General features: G+C 43.5%; 16 protein-coding genes. 15 read left to right on the top strand and 1 reads right to left on the bottom strand.

What is annotated here, in order from left to right; all coding sequences use genetic code 11:
* The 13 genes from B2575_RS02255 to modA all read left to right on the top strand — a co-directional run.
* Positions 1-1,638 (top strand): molybdopterin dinucleotide binding domain-containing protein (locus B2575_RS02255; RefSeq protein WP_296240012.1); only part of this gene is annotated, 1,638 nt, incomplete at its 5' end.
* Between the two features lie 92 nt (positions 1,639-1,730).
* Positions 1,731-3,269: a nitrate reductase subunit beta gene (narH, locus tag B2575_RS02250; RefSeq protein WP_055125087.1), complete on the top strand. Its 1,539-nt coding sequence runs from the start codon at positions 1,731-1,733 to the stop codon at positions 3,267-3,269.
* A gap of 1 nt (position 3,270) precedes the next feature.
* Positions 3,271-4,125 carry a nitrate reductase molybdenum cofactor assembly chaperone gene (gene narJ / locus B2575_RS02245; protein ID WP_296240011.1) on the top strand — a complete coding sequence of 285 codons (855 nt, stop codon included), beginning with the start codon at positions 3,271-3,273 and terminating at the stop codon, positions 4,123-4,125.
* Between the two features lie 14 nt (positions 4,126-4,139).
* Positions 4,140-4,865 (top strand): respiratory nitrate reductase subunit gamma, encoded by a 726-nt coding sequence (gene narI / locus B2575_RS02240; protein ID WP_045447153.1) that lies wholly within the window; start codon positions 4,140-4,142, stop codon positions 4,863-4,865.
* Between the two features lie 326 nt (positions 4,866-5,191).
* The gene (locus B2575_RS02235; RefSeq protein WP_372862747.1) at positions 5,192-6,091 is read left to right on the top strand and encodes a peptidylprolyl isomerase; all 900 of its coding nucleotides are present in this window, start codon (positions 5,192-5,194) and stop codon (positions 6,089-6,091) included.
* A 144-nt stretch (positions 6,092-6,235) separates the two neighbouring features.
* Entirely contained in the window at positions 6,236-7,531 is a 1,296-nt protein-coding gene (gene glp / locus B2575_RS02230; RefSeq protein WP_296240009.1) for a gephyrin-like molybdotransferase Glp, read from the top strand.
* A 334-nt stretch (positions 7,532-7,865) separates the two neighbouring features.
* Positions 7,866-8,981 (top strand): GTP 3',8-cyclase MoaA, encoded by a 1,116-nt coding sequence (gene moaA / locus B2575_RS02225; protein ID WP_296240008.1) that lies wholly within the window; start codon positions 7,866-7,868, stop codon positions 8,979-8,981.
* A 66-nt stretch (positions 8,982-9,047) separates the two neighbouring features.
* Positions 9,048-9,578 carry a molybdenum cofactor biosynthesis protein B gene (moaB, locus tag B2575_RS02220; protein ID WP_201560306.1) on the top strand — a complete coding sequence of 177 codons (531 nt, stop codon included), beginning with the start codon at positions 9,048-9,050 and terminating at the stop codon, positions 9,576-9,578.
* A gap of 3 nt (positions 9,579-9,581) precedes the next feature.
* Positions 9,582-10,367 carry a molybdenum cofactor guanylyltransferase gene (gene mobA / locus B2575_RS02215; RefSeq protein WP_201560307.1) on the top strand — a complete coding sequence of 262 codons (786 nt, stop codon included), beginning with the start codon at positions 9,582-9,584 and terminating at the stop codon, positions 10,365-10,367.
* 61 nt (positions 10,368-10,428) lie between these two features.
* A complete protein-coding gene (gene moaC, locus B2575_RS02210) occupies positions 10,429-10,947 on the top strand; it encodes a cyclic pyranopterin monophosphate synthase MoaC (RefSeq protein WP_201560308.1) in 519 nt (172 codons plus the stop codon).
* A 52-nt stretch (positions 10,948-10,999) separates the two neighbouring features.
* A complete protein-coding gene (locus B2575_RS02205; protein ID WP_201560309.1) occupies positions 11,000-11,290 on the top strand; it encodes a MoaD/ThiS family protein in 291 nt (96 codons plus the stop codon).
* A 59-nt stretch (positions 11,291-11,349) separates the two neighbouring features.
* Positions 11,350-11,841, top strand: a complete 492-nt coding sequence (locus tag B2575_RS02200) for a molybdenum cofactor biosynthesis protein MoaE (RefSeq protein WP_296240007.1) — start codon at positions 11,350-11,352, stop codon at positions 11,839-11,841.
* Between the two features lie 83 nt (positions 11,842-11,924).
* Positions 11,925-12,770 (top strand): molybdate ABC transporter substrate-binding protein, encoded by an 846-nt coding sequence (gene modA, locus B2575_RS02195; RefSeq protein WP_296240006.1) that lies wholly within the window; start codon positions 11,925-11,927, stop codon positions 12,768-12,770.
* Positions 12,771-12,793: 23 nt separating this feature from the next.
* On the opposite strand, the gene B2575_RS02190 is transcribed toward modA, so the two are convergent.
* A complete protein-coding gene (locus B2575_RS02190; RefSeq protein ID WP_296240005.1) occupies positions 12,794-13,273 on the bottom strand; it encodes a hemerythrin domain-containing protein in 480 nt (159 codons plus the stop codon).
* A 63-nt stretch (positions 13,274-13,336) separates the two neighbouring features.
* On the opposite strand from B2575_RS02190, the gene B2575_RS02185 reads away from it, so the two are divergent.
* Together B2575_RS02185 and B2575_RS02180 are read left to right on the top strand one after the other, a co-directional pair.
* On the top strand, positions 13,337-13,777 hold the full coding sequence (locus B2575_RS02185) for a CopD family protein (protein WP_296240004.1): 441 nt from the start codon (positions 13,337-13,339) through the stop codon (positions 13,775-13,777).
* Between the two features lie 398 nt (positions 13,778-14,175).
* Positions 14,176-15,888: a phosphoethanolamine transferase gene (locus B2575_RS02180; protein ID WP_296240003.1), complete on the top strand. Its 1,713-nt coding sequence runs from the start codon at positions 14,176-14,178 to the stop codon at positions 15,886-15,888.
* The last annotated feature ends 36 nt before the right edge of the window (positions 15,889-15,924 follow it).

Raw genomic sequence — 15,924 nt, 5'->3', positions numbered from 1 at the left:
CGCAACATGTTTATCTGGCGCTCAAACCTATTGGGCTCATCAGGTAAAGGTCATGAATATATGCTGCATTATTTTTTGGGCACCAAAAACGGCTTGCTCAATAAAGAAAATGCCGAAGGTCACCTACAACCAAAAGAAGTCGATTGGGTCGAAAAAGGCCCAACTGGTAAATTAGACTTGGTTGTCACGTTAGACTTCCGTATGTCTTCTACCTGTTTGTATTCTGACATCGTGCTACCGACTGCAACTTGGTACGAAAAAGATGACATGAATACCTCAGACATGCATCCATTCATTCACCCATTAACCGCCGCGACTGACCCTGCGTGGGAATCTAAGACAGATTGGGAAATTTATAAAGGCATTGCCAAGAGCTTCTCTGAAGTCTCAAAAGGTCATTTAGGTGTTGAAACTGACGTTGTCACCTTGCCGATGCAACATGACACCCCAGGTGAATTGGCACAACCATTTGGTGGCACTGACTGGAAAACAGCGGGCGAAAAACCTGTACCGGGTAAAAACTGCCCAATGATTAAAGTGGTTGAGCGTGACTATCCGAGCACTTATAAAAAGTTCACTTCTATGGGTCCTGCCTTAGAAAAACTGGATAATGGCTCAAAAGGCTTGAATTGGGATATGAAAACCGAGGTCAAACAGCTCGGTGATTTAAATCATAGAGTGACTGATCCCGGTATTTCTGAAGGTCGACCAAGTCTTAACACCGCTATCAATGCTTCTGAAATGATTTTGATGCTCGCGCCTGAGACCAATGGTCATGTCGCCGTAAAAGGCTGGGCTGCACTCTCAGAATTTACTGGTCGCGACCATACTCATCTTGCCAAATCTAGCGAACATGAAAAAATCCGCTTTAAAGACATCGTCGCCCAACCACGAAAAATCATCTCAAGCCCGACATGGTCAGGCATTGAGTCGGATCAGGTCAGTTATAACGCCGGTTATACCAACGTCCATGAGCTGATTCCTTGGCGCACGATTACTGGTCGTCAGCAGTTTTATCAAGACCATCCTTGGATGCAGGCGTTTGGTGAGCAAATGCAGCAGTATCGTCCACCTATCGACACCAAGACCACTGAGCTGCTCAAAGACGCTAAGCCAAATGGCAATAAAGAGATCGTACTGAACTTCTTAACACCGCACCAAAAATGGGGCATCCACAGTACCTACTCTGAAAACTTGCTGATGCTGACACTAAGTCGCGGCGGACCTTGTGTCTGGATGTCAGAAATCGATGCCAAAAAAGCCGGCATCGTCGATAACGACTGGATTGAGCTGTTCAATGCTAATGGGGCAATCACTGCCCGTGCCATCGTCAGCCAACGCGTTAAAGAAGGCATGACCATGATGTATCACGCCCAAGAGAAATTGGTCAACATTCCAGGCTCTGAGCAAACAGGCACGCGTGGCGGTATCCATAACTCGGTCACTCGGACGATTTTGAAACCGACGCATATGATTGGCAGCTACGCCCAGCAGTCTTACGGCTTTAACTATTATGGCACCGTCGGTTGTAACCGTGATGAATTTGTCGTGATTCGTAAAATGTCAAAAATCGACTGGCTAGAAGACAAACCCGATAACGAATTGCCACGTCCATTACCAACCAGCATTGAAGGGTAAAGCTGTTTCTTCTATCGAAAAGATATCCTGATTTCAGGATATCTAGGAAGAACATAAAGCTGCTTTTTTACTATTATTTGGAGCACAGATCCATGAAAATTCGTTCGCAAGTCGGCATGGTGCTTAACCTTGATAAATGTATCGGTTGTCACACCTGCTCAGTCACCTGTAAAAACGTCTGGACCAGCCGCGAAGGTATGGAATATGCGTGGTTTAACAACGTTGAATCAAAACCCGGTATCGGTTATCCCAAAGAATGGGAAAACCAAACTAAATGGAAAGGTGGTTGGATACGTAATGCCAACGGCACTATCAATCCGCGTATCGGTGGTAAATTTAGAGTATTGGCAAATATCTTTGCTAACCCTGACCTGCCAGAGATTGATGACTATTACGAGCCGTTTGATTTCGATTATCAACATCTGCATACCGCGCCTATCAGTAATCATCAACCTATCGCCCGCCCGCGCTCAGCCATTACTGGCAAGCGTATGCAAAAAATTGAATGGGGTCCTAACTGGGAAGAAATCCTCGGCTCAGAGTTTGAAAAACGTCGCAAAGATAAGAACTTTGACAATATTCAAGCGGAGATTTATGGCGAGTACGAAAACACCTTTATGATGTATTTGCCACGTCTGTGCGAGCATTGCTTGAACCCAACTTGCGTGGCGTCATGCCCAAGTGGCGCGATTTATAAGCGTGAAGAAGACGGCATTGTCTTGATTGACCAAGAAAAATGTCGCGGCTGGCGCATGTGTATCTCAGGCTGCCCGTATAAAAAGATTTACTACAACTGGAAGTCGGGGAAATCTGAAAAATGCATCTTCTGTTATCCCCGTATCGAAGCCGGCTTGCCAACCGTTTGTTCCGAAACCTGTGTTGGTCGTATCCGCTACTTGGGCGTTTTGCTTTATGATGCTGACAAAATCGCTGAAGCAGCAAGCACACCTAACGAGCAAGACCTTTATCAAGCACAACTAGACGTATTTTTAGATCCAAATGACCCTGCGGTTATCGCCCAAGCATTAAAAGACGGTGTACCGCAATCGGTCATTGATTCAGCCCAGCGCTCACCAGTTTATAAACTAGCGATGGATTGGAAACTTGCGCTACCACTACATCCTGAATACCGCACGCTGCCGATGGTTTGGTATGTACCGCCATTATCACCGATTCAAAATGCTGCTGAAGCAGGCAAAGTCGGTATGGATGGCTTGATTCCAGATGTCGACAGCTTACGTATTCCACTGCGCTATTTAGCAAACATGCTTACCGCAGGCGATGAAGAGCCAGTACGTTTGGCATTGAAGCGCCTACTGGCTATGCGTAGCTACAAGCGTATGCAATTGGTTGAAAAACAAGAAGTCCAAAGTATTTTAGATGATGTTGGCTTAACCAAGCTGCAAGTGGAAGAGATGTACCGCTACTTGGCTATTGCTAACTACGAAGATCGCTTTGTAATTCCAACGGCGCATCGTGAAGAAGCATTGAGTGACGCTTTTGCTGAACGCAATGGTTGCGGATTCACCTTTGGCGAAGGCTGTTCAGGACATTCGGACAATAGCATGTTTGGACAACGCAAAACCAATCGCCGCGATTTCATCGATACTGTCCAAAAGTGGGAGTCATAAGATGCAAACTACTCAACTTAATAACAGCACTTCAGTGCATGAGCCAATTACCCAACCAACCATCGGCCATTCAGACTTAAAACTACTCAAGGTACTCAGCCTACTTATCGATTATCCAAGTAATGAGCTGTTTCTCGGTGATACGCTTGCCGATTGCACAGAGATTGTCGCCAAATCAACGCTGATTAGCCCAGAAGTACGGACGCAAATCATCGACTTGATTGAAGATTTAATTGATACCGGCTCTCTTGAGGCGCAAGCGCGTTATGACGGTTTGTTTGAGCGCGGTCGTTCTTTATCACTATGGTTGTTTGAGCATGTACATGGCGAATCGCGCGACCGTGGTCAAGCGATGGTCGATTTGATGGGTCAATATCAAGAAGCGGGTTTTGAGATTAGTGTCAAAGAGCTGCCTGATTATCTGCCTTTGTATCTTGAATTTTTAGCGTATCAAGCAACCATTATTGAAGACGACATTCAAATTCGTATGGATATCGCTGATGTGAGCCATATCCTCGCTTTGCTTGCCGCCAGATTAGAGGGTCGCGGTAGCTTGTATAAAGGCTGCTTCAATGCGCTATTGCAAATCGCTGGTAAACCGCTCGATATCGTTGAAGAGTATCAAGAAAAAATCAGCAAAGAGAAGCGTGATGACAGCTTTGAGGCATTAGACAAAGAATGGGAAGAAGAAGTGGTGACGTTTTTGGATGCGCAACAAGAAGAGCGCTGCCCGTCAAAAACAAGTACACAAAATCTTGCAGCAAAAGCTGGTATAAAAAATGCCTCTGCTACAAATGCGGTCGATGCTCCAGTGCACTGGGTAGATTTTAAAACCAACCAGCCGGTTAAATCATAATAAGGAGAAAGGACATGAATATCGCAGATCCTAGTGTGCAGTCTTTAGCCAACCTAAACTGGCTACAAATTTTCCTTTTTGGCGTTTATCCGTATGTGGCATTGACCATCGCTATTATTGGTACTTGGGTACGTTTTGATTTATCTCAGTATTCATGGAAGACGGGCTCGACGCAGATGCTCAGAAGCAAAAACATGCGCCTTGCCAGCAACTTATTCCACGTTGGCATTATCGTGGTCTTGCTGGGTCATTTATTTGGCATGTTGACACCGCATTTTCTTTATGATCGATTTATCAGCGCTGGGCATAAGCAGATATTAGCGGTGGTCGTTGGGGGTATCGCAGGGGTGTTTTGTTGGTTCGGTTTGGTCATGCTCATGTGGCGACGCTTTACCGATGACCGTATCTCAAACACCTCATCGTTCTCAGACAAGCTGGTACTGGTGCTGTTATTTATCCAACTGAACTTAGGTCTGCTGTCCATCTTTACGTCAGTGAAACATTTAGATGGCTATACCATGATGAATTTGGCAGGCTGGGCACAGGACATCACAATCTTAAGACCTTTGCAGGCAGCGGCGCGCATTGAGCAAACTGACTTAATTTATCAGCTGCATATGGCGCTCGGCATCACCCTGATTGCGATATTTCCGTTTACACGGCTTATTCATATCATTAGCGCACCAATTTGGTATTTCGGCCGTCGCTATCAAATTGTCAGACAAAAGAACTCTCAGTAAGGCTATAGAGCCGTATCTAAATGGAATGGCATTTTTAACCCTATCCTCACCTAGATATTGCTCTTTACCCTACCTTTGACGATGAATCAACACGCGCTATATTTTAGAATTTCTATTACCAGAATCCTTAGTGGAGCAAAGCCATGACTGTCAGTACCTACAATCCAGCCGACCATGCGACCAACCAAAACGCTCATGTGCACAGTGGTAAACATCACAGCCATGATAATGACAATCACAGTCACAGTCACAGTCACAGTCACAGTCACAGTCACAGTCATGCCGATCACACTCCTACTGGTCGCGGTGATGATATTCTTAGAGTAATGCCAACCTTGTCTGATTTGCAAAAACCGCATTCTGACCAAGAGTTCATCGAAAAAGCAATGGCAGAAGAGCGCAGTAACCATAAAAACCTGATTGCCTCTAGCCGTGATGAGCTGCCTTCAGTGACGGTCAATGGGGTGATGATAGATAGAACCAATATCGCCCAAGAGCTGCAATATCATCCAGCAGAAAACAAAGAAGACGCCGTCTTTTTAGCGACGCAAGCGCTGGTTGTGCGCGAATTACTGAGATTGGCGGTTTTAGATGAGCCAAGCCTTGGTGAAGCGGCGTGGGAAAACGACGAAGAGCAAGCCATTTCTACTTTAATAGACAAAAACGTTCAAGCAACGATGCCAGATATGGCAACTTGTGAGCGCTATTATAAGCAGAATATGACTGACTTTAAGACTGATCCCATCATGACTGTACGCCATATTTTATTGGCATGCCCGCCTGAAGATGGCGATGAGCGCTTAAAACTTAAAAAGACCGCTTACGAGTTTATTGAACAAATTAAAAATAACGCCAATCCTGATGCCGAGTTTATCCAGTTAGCACGCCAGCATTCTGCTTGCCCTTCAAAAGAGCAAGGTGGCGAACTGGGTGTGATTAGCAAAGGTCAAACCGTACCAGAATTTGAAGGTGTATTATTTAAGCTAGATAAAGGACTTGCGCCAAGCCCTATCGAAAGCCGTTACGGTTTTCATATCGTTGAGGTGCTCAATAAGGAACCTGGGATACAGATGACTTATGAGCAAGTCAGCCCTGCGATCCATAATAAACTGAGCCAACAAGCCTTTCACCAATCATTATGCGACTACTTGTTTACCTTAGCGCATGAAGCTGATATCCAAGGTATCGAGATGACGCTTGAGCAAGAAAATATCTTCCGTGGCTAAGCAGTCCGCTGTCGGTCACTTAATTCTTATGTTATAAAGTAGCTGCTATGGTATAAAGGTTCTTGTGATACAACACACTTTTTATACTATGTGTCGTTCAATATCAATAACACAGTTCAATATTAATAAAATGAGTAGACGTTTATGATTACGGTTGCAGAGCTAATCTCTGAAATACAGCAGCGCATAGAAACTTATAATACTAACGACTATCCGCTACATAAAAGAGACGTCGCAAGTTACGATTTATTAGACAGCCGTCATCATATATTGGCAGAAGATATCGTCTCGCCCTTTGCGATACCAAGGCAAAACCTATCGGCGATGGATGGTTATGCGATTGCTAAAGACAGCACACTCTCAGCAGACAGCACGATTGATATCGTCGGTGAATCACAAGCAGGCAGTCCTTATAGTAGCGACATTTCAGCAGGACAAGGGGTGCGTATTTTTACCGGTGCTGTCGTTCCTGATAGCTGTGATACGGTCATTATGCAAGAAAACACCAACTTTGCCGCCATAAAAGACAGCATTGATAAATCACAGCCTTATGCTATTACCCTCAGTCAAGACGCTAAACCTGATGACAATATCCGCAAGCAAGGCGAAGAGATTGAAACTGGCGAAGCGGTTTTATTAACAGGTAAGCGCTTAAATCCTGCTGATATCAGTTTACTGGCTAATTTAGGCTTTGATAAAATAAAGGTATATCAACCTTTAATCGTTGGGGTACTGGCAACGGGTGATGAACTGGTGGCGATAGGCAATGAGCTGACCAGCTTGGCGCAAATCTATAACTCCAACACCCCTACTTTGAAAAGCTTACTCGCTGATTTGCCTATCACTATTCGTGATTATGGCATCATTGCTGATGATTTAGACAAAACAATTGCTGCCGTAACCCAAGCGATGCAAGAGTGCGACGTGCTTATCTCTACGGCTGGCGTATCGGTTGGCGATTATGATTTTTTAACCACCGTCATTGAGCAGCTTGGGCAAATTAATCATTATAAAGTCGCCATGAAACCCGGTAAGCCGTTTGTCTTTGGCGAGCTGACTAAAGATCTTGCCAAGCCCGTGCTATATTTTGGCTTACCCGGCAATCCGCTATCGACCATCGTTGGTAGCCTACAATTTGTAATCCCAGCCTTGTGGCAAATGGCAGGCGCTGCGCCACAAGAGCGACCCATGCAGTTAAGCCTAACCGCAACGCTTAAAAACGATATTAAAAAATCAGCAGGACGGATGGATTTCCAAAGAGGAATTGTGTCGCAGAATGACGCTGGCGAATTTCATGTTGAGAGCTTTAGCAAGCAACAATCGCACCGTATCAAACAGCTTAGCCACGCCAATTGTTTTATTGTCTTAGCACAAGATTCTGGCAATGTAGCCGCTGGTGAAACCGTAAAAGTGCAACCTTTCCCTTGGTTGCATAGCTGAATAATAGCTAAACAACATCTAAATAATTGAATCATTAATAACGGTATAGCTAAAAAGCTGCATGGCTAATCAATGGTATCAAGCGTTACACAGTTAATCATTCTTTATACTGTTGATTAGCCATGAATCATGAGAAACTGCTTGGGGCGTATGTTGATTTTAAAAATCACAACCAAGTAGCATCTACTACTTTAGTGGTAGTTTTTGGGTCACTTACGGTGAATGGTTATTTGCGTGTAAACTGTCATAATCATACCTAAATAGAATTTCCCACTCACAACCTGAGGCAACGCCTAAAAGTACACACTATACTTAATATTAATGGTAATCATCTATGAACCATCTTGCCCCTACCGTAGGTAATGCGCAATTGTATGCGCCTGCCGCTGCACCCGTTATTTTTGATGGTGACTCATCATCGAACGTTGCAACGAAAGCTGCTAGCACGTCGACGTATTTTCCGGTCACGCTCTCTCAACCGTTAACCGATGGTTTCGCACGACGTCTCACCTATTTGCGTCTATCGATTACTGATTTCTGTAATTTCCGCTGTGAGTATTGCCTGCCAGATGGCTATCAAGGCAAACCCCCACAAAACGAGCTTAGCGTCACTGAAATTGCCACGTTAATCCGCGGCTTTGCCGAAGTTGGCACCAAAAAAGTCAGGATTACTGGCGGTGAACCCTCTATACGCCGTGATGTGGTAGATATTATTAAAACCATCAAAAATACCGAAGGCATTGAAACGGTTGCCATGACCAGTAATGGGTATAAGCTTGGTAAGCACTTAGCTAACTGGCAAGCCGCTGGGCTGAATCAGCTTAATATCAGTATGGACAGCTTTGATGCCGCGACCTTCCATAAAATGACTGGCTTTGATATGTTGCCACAGCTCTTGGCTGATATGGATACTTTGCTTGCGACCACAGATATTAAGCTAAAGATAAACAGTATTTTAATGGCTGAGACTGCTTTTGAAAATTTGATGAATGCTATCGAATATATCAAAAACAGAGCGGTCACTTATCGCTTTATTGAATTTATGCAGACCAGTGATAATAGCGATTTATTTTTTGCGCAGCATGCACAGTCCGATATTATTACCAATTACTTATTAAAAAATGGCTGGCAAACTCATATACGTGGTAGCAACGATGGACCAGCGATAGAATACAGCCATCCAGATTATCAAGGGCGTATTGGCATGATTGCCCCTTATGCTGCTCATTTTTGTGATAGCTGCAATCGCTTACGGGTTAGCAGTCAAGGCAAAGTACATTTATGCCTATTTGACCAAGGTAATTACGATATTCGTCAGTATCTAGAGCAAGATGATGTGGCAGGACTTGTTAATATCCTCCATAGCTTTATGCCAATCAAACCTGAACATCATCATCTTCACGAATCAAACAGCGGCATGATGAATAATTTGTCGATGATTGGTGGATAAAATCAATAATTTACCAATAATAAAAACTTCTATTTCCATAACAAGCGTATTTATTAAGGATTATTCATGAGTAAGCTGCAAGCACCCTTTACCCCGCTTAATATCGCCATCTTAACGGTTTCTGATAGTCGTACTCTTGCAGAAGATACCTCAGGGCAGTATTTGGTTGACCAACTGACCACAGCAGGTCATCAGCTGGCTGATCGTCAGCTGATTATTGATGATATTTATAAAATCAGAGCCGTCATCAGCGGTTGGATTGCCGACCCAGATGTGCACGCTATTATCACCACTGGCGGTACTGGCTTTTATATTAGAGACAGCATGCCAGAGGCGGTTGGCGTATTGTTTGATAAATCGGTCGATGGTTTTGGTGAGATGTTCCGCTTAATCTCAAAAGACGATATCGGCATGTCTACCATCCAATCTCGCGCTGTGGCTGGCATGGCAAATGGCACGGGCATTTTTTGCTTACCCGGCTCATCAGGCGCTTGCCGCACTGCGTGGGAAGGTATCTTACAAGAGCAGCTCGACAGCCGCACGCGTCCTTGTAACTTTGTGCCGCACTTTATGCGCACCAATCCAGGTCATGATTGATTCATGCTTGAGGTGGCGGATAGCTTAATCCAAACAGATGAATACAATCATTTAGCAGGTATCGTTATCTTGGCAGGTGGCGCCTCCAAACGTATGGGAACGCCAAAAGCTGAGCTTATCTTGCCAACAGGTGAGCGTTTGCTTGATTATCATGTTAGGCAGGCGCTTGAATTAAGTGCCGCGATGATGAGCAATCTACCTATCATGATTGCGGATAATGGGCTTAACTTTACAGTCAATCACGATTTGATCGAAAAAAACCCGCAGTCGCCAATTTTTCATATTGCTGACTATCTTTCGGTTAATAATATTTCGGTTAACAATATCTCTAGCAATGAACTTTCTAGTAGTCATAATAAACCGATTGAAACCGGCGGCGCGTTGGTAGCGATTGAAGCAGCACTGCAGTCATTGAAGATATTAGCAAATGCGCCTGAACTAACCGAAATGCCAGACATACAATCCTCTTGGCTGCTGGTTATTAGCTGTGATAGCTTGATTCCTGTCACCGATTTATGGCAAAAACTGCAACCTTATATGACGAAAAATCCTGACAAAACTGTTATTTGCCTGACCGATGACAGTCATTTATATCCATTGTTAGGTCTATACCGCTTGGATATGGAGCCTGATTTGAAGCATTATATTGACGATGAGCAGCGGCAAGTGATGAAGTTTATTAAACCGCTTGTGCAGCCCGTCCCTTTCGCAAGAGATTGGCAGTATTTGACCAATTTTAATACGCCTAAAGATTTTGAGCATGCCTGTTTAGCTTTAAACGACTTATAAAAAGGTTTATTGAGAGAAGCTGACCATCTGATAAAAACGGACCATTTAAGAGAAATGAAAAATGAATAGCGACCAAGTAAACAACAATAAAAAAAACAATCAATCTGGCTTATCCCATTTAGATAGCGACGGTGATATCACCATGGTTGATGTGAGTGGCAAAACGGCTAGCACCAGAGAAGCACATGCAAGCGGACAAGTGGTTTTTCCTGCAGACATTTATACGCAAATCAAAGCCGCTGACGGTATGACCAAAAAAGGCAGCATCACTCAGACTGCTCATATCGCTGGCATTATGGCTGCCAAACGCACCCATGACCTGATTCCACTTTGCCATCCTCTGCCCTTAGATAAAATCAGCTTAAGCTTTGAATATAACGATGCCCAAAACAGTATCACTGTGACCGCTACCGTCAAAGTCACCCATAAAACTGGGGTAGAAATGGAAGCATTAACCGCTGTCAGTGTCGCTTGCTTGACCATTTATGACATGACCAAAGCCATCTCGCATGACATTGTGATTGATAATATCCATCTCATGAAAAAAACCGGCGGTAAATCCAACTATCAACATGCCTGAAAGTAATTTGAAAACTATAAAGTTAAGCAGTTCATAAATAAGGGAGATTGCTATGAGCACTTTAATAGAAAGCAATACAAATTCTAAGTTAGACACCACGATGAATATCAATATTTTATACTTTGCCAGCTTAGCTGATGAAGCCGATTGTCACGAAGAAAAAATCACTGTACCTCAGTCGACTTCATTGACCGAACTGTACGAACAACTACGCCAAAAACATCGCTTCAGTCGTCCGCAGTCGGAGCTACGCGTGGCAGTCAATGATTACTTTGCTAAGTGGACAGATGAGATTTATGAGGGTGATAGTGTGGTTTTTATCACCCCAGTGGCTGGTGGTTAAAACCATTTAACTATCATCTGTATCACTAAGAATCTTAAAAACAATAAGAGAAAATGGTTATGACAGACAATGTACACGGTCAATCGATGAGCATTAAACGTACCATTGATGAGGCGTACCTCATCGCTGAACGTGATGGTTTTGCGCTATTAGATACCGATATTGATGAAAGTCGGCTTAAAAGCACATTTGATGATGACAGCTGCGGCGCGTTTGTCTGCTTTGAAGGACGGGTACGCAATCATAATAATGCCAGTAGCGTCAATCGTTTGACCTATTATGGTTATGAAGACCTCGCCATCAATCAAGGTCGCGCTATTATCGAAGAAGCCAAAAAGCGCTTTGAGATTACCCATGCCATTGCCATTCATCGTATCGGTGCATTAGAAATTGGTGATGTCGCTATTTGGGTTGGCGTGGTTTCCGCCCATCGCTATCCTGCCTTTGATGCTTGTCGCTGGATATTAGATACGATTAAAGCCGACATTCCAGTTTGGAAGCAAGAATATTACCAAGACGATTCCTCTAAATGGCTTAGTAATAATGGGTAATAATGGCTACTCAAAGCGATAGCTAACCTTTAGCAATAACAGTGAGCGACACTGGAGAGCAATAATAAGAAGGTTTTATAATAATGATTAAAATGATAACCATATCATCAGCTTGCTTAGTGTTAACGCTAACCGCTTGTAGCAAAGAGCAAACCGCTGAGCTTGTTCAATCGGACGCCAACAATGCCACTGAGCAAAGTCAAACACTGCGCATCGCAGCGGCTGCCAACTTATCAGATGTATTGCCTGAGATTATTGCTGCTTATCAAGCGGATAAAACCCCGCCTGCACAAGCGATTGACGTGACTTATGCCTCTTCAGGTAAGTTATATGCGCAGATTACCTCTGGCGCACCTTACGATATATTTTTATCCGCCAATCAAGAATTTCCTGCCAAGCTTGCCAAAGAAAAACTAGATAACGCAAAATCTGCTGACGAAGCAACCCACGAGCCCTTTACTTATACCCAAGGTCAGCTGGCACTTTATAGTGTTAACAAGTCCCTTAAAGGACTCAACCCTACTACCTTAAATGCATTATTGATGTCTGAATCTGATAGCAAAATCACCATTGCCAATCCAGAACTCGCCCCTTATGGCAAGTCGGCACAAGCCTATCTACAAACACAAAAAATCTTTGACACGCTCACTGAGCAAAGTCGCATTATTCAAGCTGAGAATATCGGGCAAGCGTTTCAATATGCGCACACTGGTAATGTCGATTATGGCTTTGTCGCTCAATCACAACTGACAGCGATTAAAGCCACGCCTGAGCAGTTCTATACGTTAGCGCCAGACGCTTATCCTCCTATTTTGCAAGACGGGTTGGTGATTAGTGAGACTACTGCCGCGACAGATTTTTCAAAATATCTGCGCTCGCCTGCTGGACAACAGTATTTTTCTGACGCAGGATATCTCGCTATAGATTAAAAAAATTTTGATAAAAACGTGCTCTAGCGGTTCTCATCGGAGCGTTTGATACTGTCTGGACTGGCATCATAAATAGCCTCTAATTCTTCTGTTGTCAGATAGCGCTCAACGATAGGAAACAATTCTCGTTCTTCAAAACGAATATGATCGTATAGCAAGGTGGCGAGTTCTTTGACTTGTCCAACGGTGACGTGATTGCTTTGAGAGTGCGGCAAATCTTGAGCCTCTGCCATGAGTGCATGCAGGGACTTGTGCTGCGCATCAAGTGTATTTAGTATCGATGCCACCTCAGGTTTGGAGCTGCTATGAGGCTGTAAGGCATGAGCCATTAGATTGTCTTCAATCTGAAAATGCTGTTGCATCTCGTTAATATAAGACGTGATATTTAGCCAATGCTCGGCAATTGCGTTAGGTTCATCAGCACACTCTTTAGCATGGCGAGATAGATTTAGACCTAGATGATGTTGACGAGATAATGGTTGTAATTGTGCGGCGCGTTTCATGATTAAGTACCTCAGTTAATCGACATAAAGCCCTATGTAAGTGGCATTTAAGGATGTTTATCTATGCTTAACTATATACTCATACTACACTTGTTAGGCGCTACTGTCTGGACAGGTGGTCATCTGATTTTGACCTTGGTGGTCTTACCAAAAGCGCTATCATCCCGAAATATTGATGGTCTGATGCAATTTGAGCAGCTGTTTGAGAGGGTTGGAATGCCAGCTTTGGTGCTGCAAATAATCACTGGACTTTGGATGGCCTACCAGCTATTACCCAACATTGCTGCATGGTTTAAACTTGATAATGATTTTAGTATTCTTATTAGTCTCAAATTACTATTATTGCTAATGACTGTTTTGGTTGCCCTGCACGCTCGTTTTTATCGAATACCTAGACTGTCTGTTCAGACCCTGAAAGGGTTTTCAATCAATATCATATTGGTCACTTTGTTTTCTGTCGCCTTTGTTGTCGTTGGCACGCTCTTTCGCACAGGTTTAAATTAGGACGTGTCATCGTGTAGGTTATTAGGGTCTGTTGAACATTCGACCACGGCACTGACAGTGACTATTTTTTAGTCGATTTTAGATTAAAAATATCTAGTTTAGTCGTTCTAAGCGGATGTTTTTAATGACGAAGCGGCAAAAAAGAGTCCTGTCTCTTTGAGCTGATGTTAAAATCGCTTCATACTGTGTTGCAAGTCTAGCTAAGGCACGAGCATTATCTTCAATTTGCGCCTTGTCTGAAACGATTTGATCAATCAGCAGTGCCTATTTCTGAATGTTCAACAGACCCTAATATGTCCTAATATCTTATTGAATTCAACCACCTTAACATCTTCTTAACAGCGTACTTGTTACTGTAAGGCATTACACTCCTTACCATCCTGTTGAGAAGTACTTGTATGTCAATATCTCAAGCCGCCAAAATAGATGCGCCCAAAGCCAATATAAAAAGCCGCTCCTTAAGCAAGCTCTATAATCGCGAGATTAATCTCAATCATCTGATCATAGTTGTTGCTCTGTACTTAGTAGCGACGGCGAATATTGGCTTTTTTGAGCAGGTACTCAGCGTTTATCCATTGAGCACAAACACGGGCTTTATTTTTTCCATCACAGGCTTATTGTTTGGGCTGACATGGTTGGTGTTGTCACTGCTGTGTTATCGCTCAACGGCAAAAGTAGTGCTCATCATAATGGTGCTGATTGCAGCCATCTGTGGTTACTTTACCGACGCCTACGGGACGATATTTAATCGTGATATGCTCATTAACGGCTTACAAACCGATCAAGCAGAAGCCATGGGATTAATGGCACCCAGTCTATTTATTCGCCTGTTTTTACTAGGTATAGTGCCTGCTTTTATGATTGGTAACATTCGTCTAAAGCGATTATCTTGGCAACAAGCAACCCTTCAAAAATCAGTCACCCTATTATCATCTATCGTATTGATAGCGGTGTGTCTGGTGCCATTTGGTGACCAATACGCCAGCTTTTTTCGTCAGCACAAAATAGTCCGTAGTTATGTCAATCCTATTACCCCTGTTTATTCTGTCATCAAACTGGGTACTGATTATATCGCTGAGCGCCGTCGTCCCGATACGCTAATCCCCCATGCCACAGATGCAAAACGCAGCATTTCTTTTAACACTAGCAACAGCGCTGTAAAACCTAAGTTGATGGTATTTGTAGTAGGAGAAACCGTCCGCGCTGACCATATTGGCTTAAACGGTTATGAGCGCAACACCACGCCTTTGCTTTCAAAACAATCAGACATCTATAGTTTTAAAGACGCCTCGTCATGCGGCACATCCACCGCCTATTCAGTACCCTGCATGTTTAGCTACGCCAATAGAAAAACTTATGATCCTGATAGCGCCAACTATAATGAAAACGTGCTTGATACGCTACATAAACAAGGCGTCAATGTCATTTGGCGAGACAATAACTCTAGCGCCAAAGGGGTGGCTGACCGCGTAACTTTTGAGGATTATAAAACAGCCGCGCTCAATCCAGATTGTGATATTGAGTGTCGAGACATAGGCATGCTTAATGATTTTGATAAACTGGTTAAGTCAGGCAGCTCACAGAAAGAGACACCTAAAGACACACTTATTTTGCTGCATCAAATGGGCAATCATGGACCCGCCTATTTTAAGCGTTACCCTAAAAATTTTGCAGAATATCAGCCCGTCTGTATGACCAATGAGCTATCAAAATGCGACAACCAGTCGGTTATCAATGGTTATGACAATGCCATTCGTTATACAGATTATTTTTTAAATAGCGTGATCGACACCTTAAAACCCTATGAGCAAGATTATGAGGTGGTGATGGTATATATTAGTGATCATGGAGAAAGTTTGGGCGAAAACAATATTTACTTGCATGGCCTGCCATACGCTATTGCGCCAAATGCACAAAAGCACGTGCCAGTGATTATTTGGTCACCGACTGGGAACGGCATTGATAGCAGCACTATTGCTAAAAGCAGCCTTGCTAACATGATTGATCAGCCCGTATCACATGATTTTATTACGCCAACCTTGCTTCAGTTTTTTGGTATCACCACTGACGAAACCAAAGCAGCACCCACCTTTTTTAAAGTGGCTAATTGAATTCTTTATCATCGCTCCGCCTTTTTAGGTAATAAT

Origin of the sequence: Psychrobacter sp. UBA6739, from assembly GCF_002453835.1 — a bacterium.
Taxonomy (GTDB): Bacteria; Pseudomonadota; Gammaproteobacteria; order Pseudomonadales; family Moraxellaceae; genus Psychrobacter; species Psychrobacter immobilis_A.
Note: the sequence above shows the minus strand (reverse complement) of the source record. Positions and strands in the feature narration are given on the sequence as shown.

Coding starts and splice junctions, on each gene's coding strand:
- narH (WP_055125087.1), top strand. CDS start 1,731: ATGAAAATTCGTTCGCAAGTCGGCATGGTGCTTAACCTTGATAAATGT.
- narJ (WP_296240011.1), top strand. CDS start 3,271: ATGCAAACTACTCAACTTAATAACAGCACTTCAGTGCATGAGCCAATT.
- narI (WP_045447153.1), top strand. CDS start 4,140: ATGAATATCGCAGATCCTAGTGTGCAGTCTTTAGCCAACCTAAACTGG.
- B2575_RS02235 (WP_372862747.1), top strand. CDS start 5,192: ATGCCAACCTTGTCTGATTTGCAAAAACCGCATTCTGACCAAGAGTTC.
- glp (WP_296240009.1), top strand. CDS start 6,236: ATGATTACGGTTGCAGAGCTAATCTCTGAAATACAGCAGCGCATAGAA.
- moaA (WP_296240008.1), top strand. CDS start 7,866: ATGAACCATCTTGCCCCTACCGTAGGTAATGCGCAATTGTATGCGCCT.
- moaB (WP_201560306.1), top strand. CDS start 9,048: ATGAGTAAGCTGCAAGCACCCTTTACCCCGCTTAATATCGCCATCTTA.
- mobA (WP_201560307.1), top strand. CDS start 9,582: ATGCTTGAGGTGGCGGATAGCTTAATCCAAACAGATGAATACAATCAT.
- moaC (WP_201560308.1), top strand. CDS start 10,429: ATGAATAGCGACCAAGTAAACAACAATAAAAAAAACAATCAATCTGGC.
- B2575_RS02205 (WP_201560309.1), top strand. CDS start 11,000: ATGAGCACTTTAATAGAAAGCAATACAAATTCTAAGTTAGACACCACG.
- B2575_RS02200 (WP_296240007.1), top strand. CDS start 11,350: ATGACAGACAATGTACACGGTCAATCGATGAGCATTAAACGTACCATT.
- modA (WP_296240006.1), top strand. CDS start 11,925: ATGATTAAAATGATAACCATATCATCAGCTTGCTTAGTGTTAACGCTA.
- B2575_RS02190 (WP_296240005.1), bottom strand. CDS start 13,273: ATGAAACGCGCCGCACAATTACAACCATTATCTCGTCAACATCATCTA.
- B2575_RS02185 (WP_296240004.1), top strand. CDS start 13,337: ATGCTTAACTATATACTCATACTACACTTGTTAGGCGCTACTGTCTGG.
- B2575_RS02180 (WP_296240003.1), top strand. CDS start 14,176: ATGTCAATATCTCAAGCCGCCAAAATAGATGCGCCCAAAGCCAATATA.